Origin of the sequence: Rhodococcus sp. HM1, from assembly GCF_023218075.1 — a bacterium.
In the GTDB taxonomy this organism is placed as follows: Bacteria; Actinomycetota; Actinomycetes; order Mycobacteriales; family Mycobacteriaceae; genus Rhodococcus.
Window position 1 is genome coordinate 97,214 of record NZ_JALPTB010000013.1, and the last position, 17,940, is coordinate 115,153.

General features: G+C 70.6%; 14 protein-coding genes. 6 read left to right on the forward strand and 8 right to left on the reverse strand.

All coding sequences use genetic code 11. The features are described 5' to 3' along the window. From rph to clpS, 6 genes are all read right to left on the reverse strand, one after another. On the reverse strand, window positions 1-789 hold the full coding sequence (gene rph, locus M1M07_RS09880; RefSeq protein ID WP_197256199.1) for a ribonuclease PH: 789 nt from the start codon (window positions 787-789) through the stop codon (window positions 1-3). Window positions 790-810: 21 nt separating this feature from the next. Then, window positions 811-1,572, reverse strand: coding sequence for a cyclic nucleotide-degrading phosphodiesterase (locus tag M1M07_RS09885; protein WP_248674002.1), 762 nt, complete (start codon window positions 1,570-1,572; stop codon window positions 811-813). A gap of 146 nt (window positions 1,573-1,718) precedes the next feature. Beyond that, window positions 1,719-2,345: a rhomboid family intramembrane serine protease gene (locus tag M1M07_RS09890; protein WP_197256203.1), complete on the reverse strand. Its 627-nt coding sequence runs from the start codon at window positions 2,343-2,345 to the stop codon at window positions 1,719-1,721. A gap of 46 nt (window positions 2,346-2,391) precedes the next feature. Continuing rightward, complete coding sequence (locus M1M07_RS09895; protein ID WP_197256205.1) at window positions 2,392-3,501, reverse strand: P1 family peptidase; 1,110 nt, start codon at window positions 3,499-3,501, stop codon at window positions 2,392-2,394. Further along, a complete protein-coding gene (locus tag M1M07_RS09900; RefSeq protein ID WP_197256207.1) occupies window positions 3,498-4,076 on the reverse strand; it encodes a DUF2017 domain-containing protein in 579 nt (192 codons plus the stop codon). The genes M1M07_RS09895 and M1M07_RS09900 overlap by 4 nt, the downstream gene beginning before the upstream one ends. Before the next feature lie 25 nt (window positions 4,077-4,101). Then, window positions 4,102-4,437 carry an ATP-dependent Clp protease adapter ClpS gene (gene clpS / locus M1M07_RS09905; protein WP_197256209.1) on the reverse strand — a complete coding sequence of 112 codons (336 nt, stop codon included), beginning with the start codon at window positions 4,435-4,437 and terminating at the stop codon, window positions 4,102-4,104. Between the two features lie 68 nt (window positions 4,438-4,505). Between clpS and M1M07_RS09910 the strand changes: the two genes are divergently transcribed. From M1M07_RS09910 to M1M07_RS09920, 3 genes are read left to right on the forward strand one after another with little or no spacing between them, the layout of a single operon-like run. Next, window positions 4,506-5,840: a nicotinate phosphoribosyltransferase gene (locus M1M07_RS09910; RefSeq protein ID WP_307846540.1), complete on the forward strand. Its 1,335-nt coding sequence runs from the start codon at window positions 4,506-4,508 to the stop codon at window positions 5,838-5,840. 5 nt (window positions 5,841-5,845) lie between these two features. Beyond that, window positions 5,846-6,424 (forward strand): isochorismatase family protein, encoded by a 579-nt coding sequence (locus tag M1M07_RS09915; RefSeq protein WP_248673992.1) that lies wholly within the window; start codon window positions 5,846-5,848, stop codon window positions 6,422-6,424. A 25-nt stretch (window positions 6,425-6,449) separates the two neighbouring features. Continuing rightward, complete coding sequence (locus M1M07_RS09920) at window positions 6,450-8,480, forward strand: ATP-dependent DNA helicase (RefSeq protein WP_248673993.1); 2,031 nt, start codon at window positions 6,450-6,452, stop codon at window positions 8,478-8,480. Window positions 8,481-8,520: 40 nt separating this feature from the next. Here M1M07_RS09920 and glgP read toward each other — a convergent pair whose 3' ends face one another. Next, window positions 8,521-11,100, reverse strand: a complete 2,580-nt coding sequence (glgP, locus tag M1M07_RS09925) for an alpha-glucan family phosphorylase (RefSeq protein WP_197253054.1) — start codon at window positions 11,098-11,100, stop codon at window positions 8,521-8,523. A gap of 232 nt (window positions 11,101-11,332) precedes the next feature. Between glgP and M1M07_RS09930 the strand changes: the two genes are divergently transcribed. From M1M07_RS09930 to M1M07_RS09940, 3 genes are all read left to right on the forward strand, one after another. Next, the gene (locus M1M07_RS09930; RefSeq protein ID WP_248673994.1) at window positions 11,333-13,345 is read left to right on the forward strand and encodes an alpha-1,4-glucan--maltose-1-phosphate maltosyltransferase; all 2,013 of its coding nucleotides are present in this window, start codon (window positions 11,333-11,335) and stop codon (window positions 13,343-13,345) included. Window positions 13,346-13,431: 86 nt separating this feature from the next. Continuing rightward, window positions 13,432-15,585: a 1,4-alpha-glucan branching protein GlgB gene (glgB, locus tag M1M07_RS09935; protein ID WP_231610882.1), complete on the forward strand. Its 2,154-nt coding sequence runs from the start codon at window positions 13,432-13,434 to the stop codon at window positions 15,583-15,585. Window positions 15,586-15,613: 28 nt separating this feature from the next. After that, complete coding sequence (locus M1M07_RS09940; protein ID WP_197253056.1) at window positions 15,614-17,062, forward strand: metallopeptidase; 1,449 nt, start codon at window positions 15,614-15,616, stop codon at window positions 17,060-17,062. A 72-nt stretch (window positions 17,063-17,134) separates the two neighbouring features. Here M1M07_RS09940 and M1M07_RS09945 read toward each other — a convergent pair. Beyond that, window positions 17,135-17,940: tetratricopeptide repeat protein (locus M1M07_RS09945; protein WP_248673995.1), on the reverse strand; the 806-nt coding region annotated here is incomplete at its 5' end.

Consider the following 17,940-nt stretch of genomic DNA (forward strand, 5'->3'; position numbering starts at 1 on the left):
TCAGGCCCCGAACTTCTTCTTCACGGGTTCGACGATCTCCGGCTCGGGAAGCACCCCCGGGTACGGCTGCGCGAGCACCTCACGCTGGATGCGGCACAGTTCCTCGATGCCGGCGAGCGCCGAGTCGAGCAGCCCGTCGAGCGTCGAGCGCGCGAAGGTCGCGCCTTCACCGGTGCCCTGGATCTCGACGAGGGTGCCGGTGTCGGTGGCGATGACGTTCATGTCGACCTCCGCGCGCGAGTCCTCCTCGTACGGCAGGTCGAGGCGGATACGGCCGTCGACGACGCCGACGCTGACCGCCGCGATCTGGCACGAGATGGGCTGCGGATCGGTGAGGCGGCCCGCGGCGCGCAGCCAGGTCACCGCGTCGCACAGCGCGACGTAGGCACCGGTGATCGCGGCGGTGCGGGTGCCGCCGTCGGCCTGCAGGACATCGCAGTCGAGCGCGATGGTGTTCTCCCCGATCGCCGCCAGGTCGATGCAGGCGCGCAACGAGCGGCCGACGAGTCGGCTGATCTCCTGGGTGCGTCCGCCGATCTTGCCCTTCACCGATTCGCGACCGCTGCGGGTGTGGGTGGCAGCCGGCAGCATCGCGTATTCCGCGGTGAGCCAGCCCAGGCCCGATCCCTTGCGCCAGCGCGGCACGCCTTCCTCGACGCTGGCCGTGCACATGACGCGGGTCTGCCCGAATTCGACGAGCACCGAGCCCGCGGGGTGATTGGTGAATCCTCGGGTGATCCGGATGTCGCGGAGCTGATCGTCCGCCCTGCCGTCTTCTCGTGTGGTCACCCGACGAGCGTAGGCGATCGGTCAGATGCGGTAGACGTCCCCGGCGGAGACGGCGTGCACCGGGCCCGAGTACTCCGCTTTCGCTTCGGCGATGACGTCCTCGCGCGACGTCCACGGCGGAATGTGGGTGAGCAGCAGCTCCCCGACCCCGGCCCGCGCGGCGACCTGGCCCGCTTCGGTGCCGGACAGGTGCATGTTCTCCGGTCGTGCCGCGGGGTCGTGGGTCCACGACGCCTCGGCGAGCAGCACGTCGGCGCCGCGCGCGAGGTCGACGACCTCGTCGCACATGCCGGTGTCGCCGGTGTACACGAAGGTGCGGCCGGAGTCGCTGGTGATGCGGAACCCGTATGCCTCGGGCGGATGGTTGACGCGACGGGAGCAAACGGACAGTGCCCCGAAGCGGAAGTCGCCGCCGTCGGTGAGGGCGTGGACGTCGAGGGTGTCCGACACGTCGTCGACCTCGCCGGCGCATTCGGCGGAGGCGACGCCCAGCCGGTGTGCGGCGTCGCCGGGCCCGTACAGCGAGACGCGGCCTTCGGGTCGGTTCGGGGAATAGCGACGCCACACGAGCAGACCGGGGATGTCGAGACAGTGGTCGGCGTGCAGGTGCGAGAGCAGGATGGAGACCTCGCCGGGATCGGCATGCCGCTGGAGTGCGCCGAGGACGCCGGGACCGAAGTCGATCACGAGCGGCGGGGTGTCCGGGGCGGTAAGCAGGTAGCCCGACGCCGGAGAATCGGGCCCGGCGACACTGCCCGAGCAGCCCAGAACGGTCATGCGCATAGAGGTCATGCTGCCACGTCGCACGTCCTCGTTGAAGCAGAGCCCGATTACGACCCGGCAACTCACAGTTACACGAACAATGTGACGTGGAGGTCGGGGAGGTGAACGGATCGTCTACGTCTCCGATCCGGAGGGTCCGCCGCTCCTCAGCGCGGCAGCGTGCCGGGCGGGATCGCTGCCCGGCGGGCCCGGCGGGCGTCGGCGGAGAGGACCCACGCGGCGAGGACACCGCCGATCGCCCCGAACAGATGACCCTGCCAGGACACGTGGGGGTCGCTGGGCAGCACTCCCCACAGCATGCTGCCGTAGACGAGCAGCACGACGACACCGATGACGATCTGTCCGGTGTGCCGAGTGAACCAGCCGCGGACGATCAGGTAGGTCAGCCAGCCGAACACCAGTATCGACGCACCGATGTGGATGTAGCCGGGACCGGCGAACAGCCAGGTTCCCACTCCCCCGACGATCCAGATGATCGCGGTCGCGGCGAGGCCCCGGGCGATCCCCGACAGCAGCACGAGGAATCCGAGGACGAGCAGCGGCACGGTGTTCGCCGACAGGTGCGCCCAGCCGTCGTGCAGCAGCGGCGCGAACAGCACTCCCGACAGGCCGTCGATGGAGCGCGGTGCGATCCCGGCCGCGTCCAGGTCCGCGGAGGTGACGGAGTCGACGCCTTCGATCCCGTAGAGCAGTCCGACGAAGCCACCGATCCACAGGGCGGCACGTTGCCACATCGGCCGGGTCACGGCGCCGGTTCCGGTCGGTTCGGTCATGGGTCCATTGTGCTGTGCGCGGCGGCCGCGCGCCGCGGTGCGACGGTCACCGCGCGTCGAACGCGGTGCCGTACACGTCGCGATAGGAGGGGATGCCGGCGAGCCCGGTCGCGCTGAGCAGCGCGTCGACGATCGCCCGTTGCACCACCTCGGCCGCGGCCTCGCACACCGCGGCGAGCACCGGCAGCTCCGACGCGAACGCGTCGGGCAGCAGTCCGGGCGCGGGAAGATCGGCGGTGCCGGTGGACAAGGCGAACAGGGTGTCCCCGTCCAGTGGTGAGTGGGCCGGACGGATCGCGCGGGCCAGGCCGTCGTGCCCGGCGACCGCGACGCGGCGGCACGCGGCCGTGCTCAGCGTCGCGTCGGTCGCGACGACCCCGATCGTGGTGTTCAGGACGGTGCCCTTGGCCCCGAGCAGGCGGCCGGTCTCGAGGTCTGCGGCGGTCGGTGCGGTCAGTCCGAGCGCTGCCGCCCGGCCGGGTCCCAGTCCCCAGGGCAGGCCGGTCTCGGGGTCGACGACGGACCCGACGGGGTTCGCGACGACCAGGGCCGCGACGGTCGCCCCGGCCGCGGCGCCGTCGCCGATGCGGACGCTCGCGGTCCCGACCCCGCCTTTGAGGCTTCCCGCGCGTGCACCGACGCCGGCGCCGACGCAGCCGCGCGGGACGCTCGTCGCTGCGTGCGCGGCCGCGGTCGCGGCGTATCCGCTGTCCGCGGTGGGCCGGGTCGACCAGTCCCCCACCGGCAGGTCGAAGATGACGGCTCCCGGGACGATCGGCACCACGAGCGGTGTCTCGCCGTCGAGGCCCATCACGATGCCGCGACCGTGTTCCTCGAGCCACCGCATTACCCCGTCCGCGGCGGCGAGGCCGTAGGCGCTGCCTCCCGTGAGCAGCACCGCGTCGACGCGTTGCACGGAGTGGCTGGGGTCGAGGAGGTCGGTTTCGCGGGTGCCGGGTCCGCCGCCGCGGACGTCCACGGCCCCGACCGCGGCCCGGTCGGCGAGAACGACGGTGCACCCGGTGGCGGCGCCGGAACCGGGCACGCCGGGCGCGGCCACGGTGACGGTGTCGTCGAGGAGGTGGTGGTGTCCGACGCGCAGGCCCGCGATGTCGGCGAGGGAATCGGTGGGGCCCGGTGACAGCGTCGGGCTCACGGCAGCAACGCCTGCACCAGCGAGTCCTGCATCCAGGTCAGCCAGTGATAGACGTCGAGGTGCGGCGCGCGGGGATCGTCCTCGTCGAGGGTGTCGGGGGTGTCGGCGTCGATGCCGAGGGTGGTGCCGAGCGCGAGGCGCACGTCGTTGAGCCCGTACAGCCAGGCTTCGGCCTGCTCGGGGTTGAGCACGACCTTGCCGCCGGTTTCCGGGACGGTCCGCAGGATCACCGCGCCGGCGGCGAGTTTCGCGTCGATGATGTCCGGTTCGTGGAGGCTGCGCAGGGCACCGTTGAGGTCGGCGGCTTCGTCGTCGGGATGCCTGGTGCTGTCGGCGTCGGCCCGGTGGAAATCCGGCAGCAGCCGCGCGAGGGCGGGCACGTCGGGCGGAGTGGAATTACCGGTGCGCAACCCGGTGATCACGGCGAGGTCGTCCTGCGGGGTCTCGGCGGCGCGTTCCTCGAGCATGCCGAGCACCGAGGCGACCAGGGATCGCAGGACCGACGCTTCGTGCGCGTCCATCTCGGACCGCAGTTTCACTCCGCTGAGCGAGTTCTTCCTGCTCCACTGACGCACGTCGCCCGGCTCCTCCTGTCGGTGCTCATTCGTCGCGCTGCATGGTGGCCCACAGGCCCGCCGCATGCAGGCGCTGGACATCGTGCTCCATCTTGTCACGCGACCCACTGGAGACGACCGCTTTGCCCTCGTTGTGCACTTTGAGCATGAGCTCGGTGGCCTTGGCCTTGCTGTACCCGAAGAGCTTCTGGAAGATGAACGTGACGTAGTGCATCAGGTTGACCGGATCGTCCCAGACCACGGTGACCCAGGGCCGATCCACCGCCTCGATTTCCTCGACGATCTCGGCTTCCGCCGGCATCGCCTGACCTGCCGCCATCACCGGGACGTCGAACGGTTTTGTCGTGGAACACGGCGCCATGTTTCCAGGGTACGGCGTTCCCGCGCGGTGAAAAACCCGCCTCGGCATCCGCAATCTAAGGTGATCGGGTGGCTGCAGACCGTATCGACTCCAACACCACTGGCCCCGTGAGCACCGCGCTGTTCACCGACATGTACGAGCTGACGATGCTCGAGGCCGCGCTCGCGGACGGTACCGGGCATCGGCCGTGCGCGTTCGAGGTGTTCGCGCGGCGACTGCCCGCGGGCCGTCGGTACGGTGTCGTCGCCGGGACGGCCCGTCTGCTCGACGCCCTCGCCTCCTTCCGGTTCGGTGACGCCGAGCTCGACGTCGTCTCCCGGTTCCTGTCGCCGTCGACGGTCGAGTGGCTGCGCGCCTACCGCTTCTCCGGAGACATCGACGGTTACGCCGAGGGTGACTTCTACTTCCCCGGCTCGCCGATCCTGTCGGTGCGCGGCTCGTTCGCCGAGTGCGTGCTCCTCGAAACCCTGGCCCTGTCGATCCTCAATCACGACAGCGCGATCGCGTCGGCTGCGGCCCGCATGGTCAGCGCCGCGGACGGGCGCACCATGATCGAGATGGGCTCGCGCCGCACCCACGAGGAGTCCGCGGTCGCCGCGGCACGCGCCGCCTACCTGGCCGGGTTCGACTCGACGTCGAACCTGGAAGCGGCACGGCGCTACGGGATTCCGGCCGCGGGCACCGCGGCGCACGCGTTCACGCTGTTGCACACGACGACGGCCGGCCGCAACGAGGAGTCCGCGTTCCGCAGCCAGATCGAATCGCTCGGCGTCGACACCACGCTGCTCGTCGACACCTACGACATCACGGCGGCGGTGCGCACCGCGGTCGAGGTCGCCGGTCCGCAGCTCGGCGGGGTCCGCATCGACTCCGGTGATCTCGGTGTGCTGGCCCGGCAGGTCCGCGAGCAGCTCGATTCGCTGGGTGCGACCGGCACGAAGATCGTCATGTCCGGTGACCTCGACGAGTACGCGATCGCGGGACTGCGCGCCGAACCGTGCGACGTGTACGGCGTCGGGACGTCGGTGGTGACCGGTTCCGGCGCCCCGACCGCGGGCATGGTCTACAAGCTGGTCGAGGTCGACGGCATCCCCGTCGAGAAGCGCAGCGCGCACAAGCAGTCGCGGGGCGGCGCCAAGCGCGCGGTGCGGTTCGCGCGGCCGACGGGCACCCTCACCGAGGAAGTGATCTACTCGGCGCACTTGCCGGCACCGACCGGTGAGGGCACCGCGCGCGAGCTGATGGTGCCGCTGGTGCGCGGTGGCGAACTCGTCGAAGGGCTTCCTACCCTGGAAGAGAGCCGGGCGTTCCTGGCGGCCGGCTTGGTGAGCCTGCCGTGGGAGGGCCTGATGTTGTCCGAGGGCGACCCGGCAGTTCCCACCCGTTTCGTCGGTCAGGGGTGAGGACGATGACACGCGCTCTGATCATCGTCGACGTACAGAACGACTTCTGCGAGGGCGGTGCGCTCGCGGTCGCGGGCGGTGCCGCGGTCTCGGCGGACATCAGCAACTACGTTGCCGAGAACTCCGGCCTCTACGCCCACGTGGTTGCGACCCGCGACCATCACATCGATCCGGGCGACCATTTCTCCGAGGAACCCGATTTCGTCGATTCGTGGCCGCCGCACTGCCGGGTCGGGACGGCAGGCGCCGAGTTCCACCCGAACCTGGACCTCACGCGGGTCGAGGCTGTGTTCTCCAAGGGTGCGTTCGAGGCCGCCTATTCGGGGTTCGAGGGCACCGGTGAGGTCGGCGAGTCGCTCGCCGACTGGCTGCGCGAGAGCGGGGTCACCGCGGTCGACGTGGTGGGCATCGCCACCGATCACTGTGTGCGCGCGACCGCACTCGATGCCGTCGAAGCGGGTTTCACCACCCGCGTCCTGTTGCGCTACACCGCGGGTGTGTCCGATGTGACGGTCGAGGCGGCGTTGGAGCGGCTGCGCGCGGCGGGCGTGGAACTGGTCGGTCAGGTCGGCGCACGAACCTGACGGTGGGGACCGATACCCTGACCCGGTGCCCGAACTCCCCGACGTCCCCGAACTCCTCCGGACCGCGGTACACGCGTTGGGGGGCACGGAGCGGCGCAACCAGCTGACGATGGCGTCGGCGGTCGCGCACTGCCTCGACACCGGGGAGCACCTGGCCGTGCAGGCCGGCACCGGTACCGGTAAGTCGCTGGCCTACCTGGTGCCGAGCATCCGCTATGCCGTGCGCACCGGGCGCACGGTGATCGTCTCGACGGCGACGATCGCGCTGCAGCGGCAGCTGGTGGACCGCGACCTGCCGCGCCTGGCCGACGCCCTGCACGAGTCGCTCGGGCGACGCCCACGCTTCGCGATCCTCAAGGGTCGCGGAAACTACCTGTGCCTCAACAAGATCCACACCGGGCTGGCCGAGGAGCCGCCGGTCGGCGAGCAACTGTTCGACGCGTTCGCGCTCTCCCGGATCGGCCGGGAGGTGCGGCGCGTCACCGAATGGTCGTCGAGCACCGAGACCGGCGACCGCGACGACCTGACCCCGGGCGTGTCCGATCAGGCGTGGCGGCAGGTCAGCGTCACCGCCCGCGAATGCCTCGGCAAGGCACGGTGTCCCGTCGGCGAGGACTGCTTCGCGGAGATCGCGCGCGCCGAGGCCTCCCAGGTCGACATCGTCGTCACCAACCACGCGCTGCTCGCGATCGACGCGATCACCGGCATCGCGATCCTGCCCGAGCACGATGCGGTGATCATCGACGAGGCACACGAACTCGTCGACCGGGTGACCGGGGTCGCGACCGCGGAACTGTCCGGCGGCACGATCTCCGCGGCCGCGCGCCGCTGCACCAAGCTCGCCGAGGACGAGGACGTCGACAAGCTCGAGAGCGCCGCCGAGAACTGGGAGATGCTGCTCGAGGAACTTCCGCCCGGCCGGTGGGACGTGTTGCCGGACGGGGCCGCCGCCGCGCTCGCGGCGGTGCGGGACGCCGCGTGGTCGCTGCGCACGGCCGTCGGTCCGGCCAAGCCGGGGATGGACGCCGAGGCCGCCGCGGCACGCACCCAGGCGGTCGCCGAGGTCGACGAGGTGCACGACGGCGCGGTGCGCGTGCTCACCGCGTTCGACGAACCGGACCCGGCGAAACGGCAGGACGTGGTGTGGCTGGCCGCCGACGAGTTCCGCGGTGCGGTGCGCCGCACGGTGCGGATGGCTCCGCTGTCCGTCGGCGGGCTGCTGCGGTCCCGGTTGTTCGGTGAGGCGACGGTCGTGCTCACCTCGGCGACGTTGACGGTCGGCGGCTCGTTCGACGGCCTGGCCGTGAACTGGGGACTGCCCGCGCAGGCGCCGACGCGCAGCGACACCGGCGCGGCCTCCGGCATCGAACCCCCGTCCGACGACGGCGACCTGAAGTGGAACGCCCTGGACGTCGGGTCGCCGTTCGACCACGCCAAGGCCGGCATCATGTACATCGCCAAGCACCTGCCGACCCCGGGACGCGACGGCCTGTCCCCCGCCTACCTCGACGAGATCACCGAGCTGATCACCGCGGCCGGTGGCCGCACGCTCGGGTTGTTCTCGTCGATGCGCGCGGCGAAGGCCGCCACCGAGGCGGTGCGGGAGCGGCTCGCCACCCCGGTGCTGTGCCAGGGCGACGACGCGACCGGTGCCCTCGTCGAACGGTTCGCGGCCGACGAGGCGACATCGCTGTTCGGCACGCTGTCGCTGTGGCAGGGCGTCGACGTGCCGGGGCCGTCCCTGTCGCTGGTGATCATCGACCGCATCCCGTTTCCGCGGCCCGACGACCCGCTGCTCGTGGCGCGGCAGCGCGCCGTCGAATCCCGCGGCGGCAACGGGTTTCTCGCGGTCGCCGGGAACCACGCGGCGCTGCTGCTCGCCCAGGGCGTCGGCCGGCTGCTGCGCAGCACCAGCGACCGCGGGGTCGTCGCAGTCCTCGATCCGCGGCTCGCGACGGCCCGCTACGGCGGTTACCTGCGGGCGTCGCTGCCGTCGTTCTGGGAGACCACCGACCCGGAGATCGTGCGCAAGGCCCTGACCCGGCTCCGGGACTGACCGCATCGGGTCGGCCTGCCGGTGCCGGGCCGCACCCGGCCTACGGCAGCACGACCAGCCCGAGTTCGGCGGGCGTGGCGAGCAGTTCGTGCTGCGGCAGCACCCGCACGGTGTATCCGACGGCGCCGGCGAGCGGCAGCGCGACCTCCGCCTCGAAGACGTCGCCGGCACCGTCGGTGCCGCTGTGCCGCATCGGCGTGGTCGTGATGTCGCTGAGGGTGTCGTCGACACCCACCCGGCCGATCACCACCTGCACCAGCACGTCCGCGGGGTTCAGCCCGCCGAGGTGCACGTGCGCGGTGAGCGACAGCCGCGCGCCGATCTCGGCGCTGTCGGGCAGCCCGTCGCTGTCGACCTGTGCGACCCGCACCGACGGCCACGCCGCCTCGATCCGGTGCCGGTAGTCCGCCAGCGCCTTCGCGCCGGTGAACCCGTCGGCGACGACCGCGCGGGCCGCCTCGGCGGCCGGGGCGTAGTACTGCACCGCGTAGTCGCGGACCATGCGCGACGCGAGCACCTTCGGCCCGAGGTTCTCGAGGGTGTGGCGCACCATCGCGATCCAGCGGGTCGGCACCCCGTCGGTGTCCCGGTCGTAGAACCGCGGCAGCACGGACCGTTCGAGCAGCTCGTACAGGGCGCTGGCCTCGAGGTCGTCGCGCCGGTGTTCGTCGACGACCCCGTCTGCGGTCGGGATGGCCCAGCCGTTCTCCCCGTCGTACATCTCGTCCCACCAGCCGTCGAGGATGGACAGGTTGAGGCCGCCGTTGAGCGCGGACTTCATCCCGGAGGTGCCGCACGCCTCGAGCGGACGCAGCGGGTTGTTGAGCCACACGTCGCAGCCCCAGTAGAGGAAGCGGGCCATCGACATGTCGTAGTCGGGCAGGAACACGATGCGGTGCCGCACGTCGTGCCGGTCCGCGAACCGCACGACCTGCTGGATCAGCGCCTTGCCGCCGTCGTCGGCGGGATGGCTCTTGCCGGCGACGACGAGTTGCAGGGGCCGGTCCTCGTCGAGGAGCAGCGACCGCAGCCGGTTCTCGTCGCGCAGCATGAGCGTGAGCCGCTTGTAGGTCGGCACGCGCCGCGCGAAGCCCACGGTGAGCACGTTCGGGTCGAACACTTCGTCGACCCAGCCGAGTTCGGCGGCGGTGGCGCCGCGTTCGATCCAGGACGCGCGCAGCCGTCGCCGCACCTCCGCGACGAGCTGCCCGCGCAGCGTGTTGCGGGTGTCCCACAGTTCCTGCGACGGAACGGTCTGCAGCAGTTCCCAGCCGCGGGCCTCCTCGACCCGGTCGGGACCGGCGAGCCGGTTCGCCAGGGCGATCCATTCGCGGGCGGCCCAGGTGGGGGCGTGCACACCGTTGGTGACCGAGCCGATCGGCACCTCGTCGGCGTCGAAGCCGGGCCACAGCCCGTCGAACATGCCGCGGCTGACGCGGCCGTGCAGCGCGGAGACGCCGTTGCTGCGCTGACCGAGCCGCAGACCCAGGTGCGCCATGTTGAACACGTGCGGGTCGGATTCACGGCCGAGCGCGAGGATCCGGTCGACGGTCAGGCCGGGCAGCAGCGACGACTCGTTCTCCCCGTTCGGTCCGGAGAAGTAGTGCCGCACCAGGTCGATCGGGAACCGGTCGATGCCGGCGGGGACCGGGGTGTGGGTGGTGAAGACGGTTCCGGCGCGCACGGCCGAGAGTGCTTCGTCGAAGTCGAGGCCCGTGGTGGTGACCAGTTCGCGGATGCGCTCGGCGCCCGAGAAACCGGCGTGGCCCTCGTTCATATGGAAGACCTCGGGGTCGGGCAGCCCGTGGATGCGGGTGTAGGCGCGCACGGCCCGCACGCCGCCGATGCCGGCGAGGATCTCCTGCTTGATGCGGTGGTCCTGGTCGCCGCCGTAGAGGCGGTCGGTGACACCGCGCAGTTCCTCGTCGTTGGCGGCGATGTCGGAGTCGAGCAGCAGCAGCGGCACCCGCCCGATCTGTGCGATCCACACGCGCGCGGCCAGCTCGCGGTTCCCGGGCACGGTGACGGTGACCAGTGCGGGACTGCCGTCGGATTCGGTGAGCAGCCGCAGCGGCAGACCCTGCGGGTCGTAGGCCGGGTAGTGCTCGCTCTGCCAGCCGTCGGCGGTCAGGGACTGCCGGAAGTAGCCGGAGCGGTACAGCAGTCCGATACCGACGAGCGGCAGCCCGAGGTCGGAGGCCGCCTTGAGGTGGTCACCGGCGAGGATGCCGAGGCCACCGGAATAGTTGGGCAGGACCTCGCTGACACCGAATTCCATGGAGAAGTAGGCGATCCCCGTCGGCATGTCCTTGCCGCGGGCCTGCTGTTGCTGGTACCAGCGCGGCCGGGCCAGGTACTCGTCGAGGTCCGCGGCGGCGGCATCGAGCCGCTGCACGAAGTCGGGGTCGGCGGCGAGTTCGTCGAGCCGCGACGGCGGCACCTCGCCGAGCAGCCGGACCGGGTCGTGCCCCACGAGTTCCCACAGGGCCGGGCCGACGGTGGCGAACAGGTCCTGGGTCGGCGGATGCCAGGACCACCGCAGGTTGGCGGACAGTCTTTCGAGCGCGGCCAGCCGCTCAGGAAGGTGGGCTCGTACGGTGAACCGACGCAAGGCTTTCACCCCGCGAAGACTACCGAGTTTCCGGCGTTTCGCGAGGCAACGGGCTGTGACGTCCGTCCGGGTGCCGAACCGCCGCCGGGCGGGCCGGTGAGCGCCCCGCGGATTCCCGCGCGGGACAGGCAAACCGGCCGCATGGTCGGCCCTGAATCCGCACCTCGATTACGGTTGAGTGCGAACCCACCGCGCGGTTCGCGTCCGGTTCCCCACCGGCCCGACACGGAACGGAGTACATGTGACAGGTCGTCTCGCCATCGACGACGTCCAGCCCCAGATCGCGGGTGGACGCTATCCGGTCAAGGCCGTCGTCGGCGAAGTCGTGCCGGTGTCCGCGGTGGTGTGGCGGGAGGGGCACGACGCGGTCGCCGCGACACTCGCCGTGCGCGGACCGGGGACCGATCCGGAGACCGAGGGCAGGCTCGTCCGCATCCCGATGGTGCCCGGGACGATGCCCGACACCTTCCACGCGACGTTCACCCCGACCAGCCCGGGTACGTGGAACTACCGCGTGGAGGCGTGGAGCGATCCGGTGACGACCTGGCGGCACGCGGTGGATGCGAAGATCTCCGCCGGTCAGGGCGCCGAGGACCTCGCGAACGACCTCGAGATCGGCGCCGCGTTGTTCGAGAAGGCCGCGAAGACGGTGCCGCGCGGCAACCGGCCCACGCTGCTCGCCGTCGCCGCGGCGCTCCGGTCGCCGCGGGCGCTCGCGGAACGGGTGGCGCCGGCCTTCGCCGCGGACATCACCGAGATCCTGCGCGCGCATCCGCTGCGCGAGCTGGTCACCCGCGGGCGGGCGTACACCGCGCTCGCGGACCGCCGACGCGCCCTGTTCGGCTCCTGGTACGAGTTCTTCCCGCGGTCGACGGGCGGCTGGAACGAGGACGGCACCCCGCGGCACGGCACGTTCGCGACCGCCGCCGCGGATCTGCCGCGGATCGCGGCGATGGGCTTCGACGTGGTATATCTGCCTCCGATCCATCCGATCGGCAAGATCAACCGCAAGGGACCGAACAACAGCCTCGTCGCCGGCCCCGGGGACGTGGGTTCGCCGTGGGCCATCGGATCCGACGAGGGTGGCCACGACGCGATCCACCCGGAACTGGGCACCGATCGGGACTTCCGCGACTTCGTCTCCCGCGCAGCCGAACTCGGCCTCGAAGTGGCATTGGACCTGGCTTTGCAGTGCGCGCCCGACCATCCGTGGGCGGCGGAGCATCCCGAGTGGTTCACGGTGCTGCCGGACGGCACCATCGCCTACGCGGAGAACCCGCCGAAGAAGTACCAGGACATCTACCCGGTCAACTTCGACAACGACCGCGACGGCATCTATGCGGAGGTGCTGCGCGTGGTGCGGCACTGGGTCGACCGCGGGGTGAAGATCTTCCGGGTCGACAACCCGCACACCAAGCCCCCGGACTTCTGGGAATGGCTGATCGCCGAGGTCAAGCGCACCGATCCCGACGTACTGTTCCTGTCCGAGGCATTCACCCGGCCCGCCCGCATGTACGGGCTGGCCCGCCGCGGATTCACCCAGTCCTACACGTACTTCACGTGGCGGGAAACCAAGTGGGAACTCACCGAGTTCGGGCAGGAACTGGCCGCGAAGGCGGACGAGGCCCGGCCGAACCTGTTCGTGAACACCCCGGACATCCTGCACGAGACGCTGCAGCGCGGCGGCCCCGGGATGTTCGCGCTGCGCGCGGCCCTGGCCGCGACCCTCGCCCCGACGTGGGGGATGTACTCCGGGTACGAGCTGTACGAGCACGTCGCGCTGCGACCGGGCAGCGAGGAGTACCTGGATTCGGAGAAGTACCAGCTGCGGCCCCGACGGTTCGAGGAGGCACGCCGCCGCGGTGAATCGCTGGAACCGTGGATCGCGGCGCTGAACCGGATCCGCCGAGCGCATCCGGCGCTGCAGCAGCTGCGCAACATTCATTTCCACCACATCGACAACGACGCGCTGATCGCCTACTCGAAGTTCGATCCGACGACGGGAGACGCGGTGCTCACCGTCGTCAACCTCGATCCGTACGCCGCCGAACAGGGCACTCTGTGGCTGGACATGCCGGCGATCGGACGGGACTGGCACGAACACCTCACCGTCCACGACGAGGTCAGCGGGGAGGAATACCACTGGGGCCAGGCGAATTTCGTGCGACTCGAGCCGTGGCGGGCCGTCGCCCACATTCTCGTGTTGCCCCCGATCGGGGTGCCTGCGCGCACCACCCTCGCCTACAGGAGGTAGCCGTGACCCCGGAGAAAGGTTCCACCCCGAACCGAGCGGACTCCCCCGCCGTCTCGACCCGCCGGCACGCACCGGCACCCGAGGATCTGGCGCGCCTCGCCGCCGGTGAACATCACGACCCGCATTCGATTCTCGGGGCGCACCCGCACGCGGAGGGCACCTTGATCCGCACGCTGCGTCCCGGCGCGGAGAAGGTCGCGGTCCGCATCGGCGGCGTCGACCACCCGCTCGAGCCGGTCGGGTCCGACGTGTTCAGCGCGCTCGTTCCGGTGCACGATCCGGCCGACTACCGGCTGGTGGTGACCTATCCGTTCGACCACACCGTCGTCGTCGCCGACGGTTACCGGTTTCTCCCGACGCTCGGCGAACTCGATCTGCACCTGTTCGCGGAGGGCCGCCACGAACGGCTGTGGGAGATCCTCGGCGCGCACCCCCGCTCGTACGACACCCCGGACGGCACGGTCACCGGCACGTCGTTCGCGGTGTGGGCGCCCGGGGCGCGCGGGGTGACGGTGACCGGCGACTTCGACATGTGGGGCGGACGGACCGCACCGATGCGGGTGCTCGGGTCGAGCGGCGTGTGGGAACTGTTCGTCCCCGACGTCCACCCCGGCGCCCTGTACAAGTTCCGGGTGCACGGTCGCGACGGCTCGGTGCGCGAGAAGGCGGATCCGATGGCCTACGCGGCCGAGGTCCCGCCCGCGACCGCGTCGGTGGTGACGACGTCGCGGCACACCTGGCAAGACGACGAGTGGCTCGAAGCGCGGGCAGGCTCCCAGCCGTGGCAGGAACCGATGAGCGTCTACGAGGTGCATCTCGGATCCTGGCGGCCGGGCCTGGGCTACCTCGAACTGGCCGACCAGCTCGCCGAGTACGTGACCGAGACGGGGTTCACCCACGTCGAGCTGCTCCCCGTCGCCGAGCATCCCTTCGGTGGCTCCTGGGGTTACCAGGTCACGTCGTACTACGCCCCGACCTCCCGGTTCGGCACGCCGGACGAGTTCCGCGAGTTCGTCGACCGGCTGCACCGGGCCGGGATCGGCGTGATCATGGACTGGGTTCCCGCCCATTTCCCGAAGGACGACTGGGCGCTCGCCCGGTTCGACGGGAGCCCGCTGTACGAGCATCCCGATCCCACGCGCGGCGAGCAGCTCGACTGGGGCACCTACGTGTTCGACTACGGCCGGCGCGAGGTCCGCAACTTCCTGGTGGCCAATGCCCTCTACTGGGTCGAGGAGTTCCACATCGACGGCCTGCGGGTCGACGCGGTCGCGTCGATGCTGTACCTGGACTACTCGCGGCCGCACGGTGGCTGGACCCCGAACATCCACGGCGGTCGCGAGAACCTGGAGGCGGTGGCATTCCTGCAGGAACTCAACGGCACCGTGCACAAGCTGCATCCGGGTGTGGTCACCATCGCCGAGGAGTCCACGGCGTGGCCCGGGGTGACGCGCCCGACCAACGTGGGCGGGCTCGGGTTCGACATGAAGTGGAACATGGGCTGGATGCACGACACGCTCGGCTTCGTCTCCCGCGATCCCGTGCACCGCACCTACCACCATCACGAGATCACCTTCTCGCTGATGTACGCGTGGAGCGAGAACTTCATGCTGCCGATCAGCCACGACGAGGTCGTACACGGCAAGGGCACGCTGTGGACCCGGCTACCCGGCGACGACTTCACGAAGGCAGCGGGACTGCGCACCCTGCTGGCGTACATGTGGGCGCACCCAGGCAAGCAGTTGCTGTTCATGGGGCAGGAATTCGGGCAGGTCGCGGAGTGGTCGGAGGAACGGGGCCTGGACTGGTGGCAGCTCGACGACGAACACACCGGTGCTCTGCACGGCGGGATCCGGCAACTGGTCGGCGACCTCAACCGCACCTATCGCGACCATCCCGCGCTGTGGACGCTGGACACCTCCCCCGGCGGGTACTCGTGGATCGACGCGAACGACGCGGTGAACAACGTGCTCAGTTTCCTCCGGTACGGCAGCGACGGCTCGATCGTCGCGTGCCTGTACAACTTTTCCGGGAGCACTCACGCCGACTATCGTGTCGGATTACCCGAAACGGGTCGGTGGGTGGAAATCCTCAACACGGATGCGACCGCCTACTGCGGCAACGGGACCGGAAATCTCGGTGCCGTGACGGCGACGGCGCACTCCTGGCACGGGCGCCCGGCATCGGCTCGGGTGACCCTGCCCGCCCACGGTGCGATCTGGCTGGCACTGCACCGGTGACCGCGGTCCTCCGACGACAGGAGCGATCGTGACAAGGACGGGCTGGGCTGCGCGGTTGGCGCTCGGAGCGCTGGCGACTGCCCTGCTGGCGGGGTGTGCGGGCAAGGTCGAGGGCACTGCCGTCTCGATCTACGACAACCCCTTCACCGTCGCCGGTCTGCCCGTGTCGTCCGGCCCGTCCGGTCCCCGAGGTGGGGTTCCGGACGCGGAGGTCACCATCGTTAACGGCGACGGCGGCGAGGTCGACGCCCTGGTGGGCAACGCGATCACCGACATCGAGGCGTACTGGGAACGCACCTTCGGGTCGATCGCGAAGGGGTCGTTCGAACCCGTCTCGACGCTGCTGTCCTGGGATCCGTCCGAACGGCGCGGACCCGATTTCTGTGGCGAATCCACCTTCGACTTCATCAATGCCGCGTACTGCGCCGGCGACGACGTGATCGGCTGGGACCGGGAGTTCCTGCTGCCCGAACTGATCGACACGTTCGGTCCGATGTCGGTGGTGATGGTGCTGGCCCACGAGTACGGGCACGCCATCCAGTACAAGTCCGGCATCGTCTCCGACGACGACCCGGGCATCGTGTTCGAGCAGCAGGCGGACTGTTTCGCCGGCGCGTTCATCCGCCACGTCGCCGAGGGCAACGCGGAGCACTTCCAGCTCAACACCTCGGACGGGCTCAACTCGGTGCTCGCGTCGATGGTGCTGTTCCGCGACATCGATCCCAACGATCCCGATGCCGTTCACGGTTCGGCGTTCGAGCGCGTCACCGCCATGCAGATCGGGTTCTCCGACGGCGCCCGCTCCTGCACCCGCATCGACGCCGCCGAGATCGAGTCCCGCCGCGCCGATCTTCCGCAGTTCTTCGACAGCAGCGACGACGGGGAGCTTCCCGTCACCGCCGACTCCGTCCAGCAGATTCTGCGCTCGTTCGACTACGTGTTCGATTTGTCGTCGCCGCCCGAGCTGGATCTGTCCGGTTCCGATCTCGGCTGCCCCGACGCAAAGGCGACCGCACCGGTGTCCTACTGCCCGGCGACGAACACGATCGGCGTCGATCTGGAGGAGCTCGCCGAACGCGGGGCTGCTCCCGAATCCGGGTCGGGTCCGTTCGAGGCGGACGTCCGCGGCGACTACAACGCCTATGTGCTGCTCGCCTCGCGATACGCGCTCGCGGTGCAGCGGGAGGCCGGGGCCTCGTTGACCGACCCGCAGACCGCGCTGCGGACGGCGTGCCTGGCCGGCGCGATCAGTGCCGCGCTGAGCCCGACGAACACCGACCTGACGAACAACCCGGACGAGGACCTGGTGTGGTTGTCACCCGGGGATCTCGACGAGGCCGTGTCCGGTCTGCTCAGCGACGGTCTCGCCGCGAGCGACGTCAACGGCAACACCATTCCCAGCGGCTTCGCCCGCGTCGACGCCTTCCGCACCGGTGTGCTCCGCGGTGAGGCGGGCTGCACCGGCCGCTACCACTGACGGCAGTGACAACAGGCGAACGGCCTGGCCACGGCAGTGCCGTGGCCAGGCCGTTCGCCTGAGTGCCGGTGTTCAGTACAGCGCGGACGCCAGCTTCCGTCGCGCGGCGACGACGAACGGCTCGGCGGGATCGAAGAGCTCGAACAGCTCCAGCAGCCGGGTGCGCGCGGCCGTCTTCTCGTCCCCGGCGCTGCGGGCGACGAATGCGATCAGCCGGGCGAAGGCCTTCTCCGGGTCCTGCGCGAACAGCTCGGCGTCGGCGGCGGCGAGCTGGGCGTCCAGGTCGGCCGGCGCGGCGTCGGCACGCTCGATCGCGTCGGCGGGCACCTCCTGGGCGCGCGCGAGGAACCGCACCTGGCGCACCGCGGCGAGCGCCTCGGTGTTGTTGGGCTCGGAATTGAGGATCAGGTTGTAGGCGGCTTCGGCACCGGCCAGGTCGCCGGCCTCGAGCGCCTGCTCCGCCGCGACGAACCGCGGGTCGGGCGGGGTCTCCTGCGGTTCGCCCGTCGGCGGACCCGACAGCTTCCCGGCAACCGCGTTCTGGATCGCGCCGATCCATTCACGCAGCGCCGACTCGGGCTGCACCCCCTGGAAGTCGGCGAGCGGCTGGCCGGCGGCGATCGCGACGACCGTCGGCACCGATTGGACGCCGAACGCCTGGGCGATGCGCGGGTTGGCGTCGACGTCCACCTTCGCGAGCACCCAGGTGCCGCCGCCCTCGTGCGCGAGCTTCTCGAGGACCGGGGACAGCTGCTTGCACGGCTGACACCAGGTCGCCCACAGATCCACGATGACCGGGACCTGCATGGAACGCTGCAGCACCTCGGCCTCGAACGTGGCCTCGGTGACGTCGATGACGGGCGCGAGCCCACCGGGGG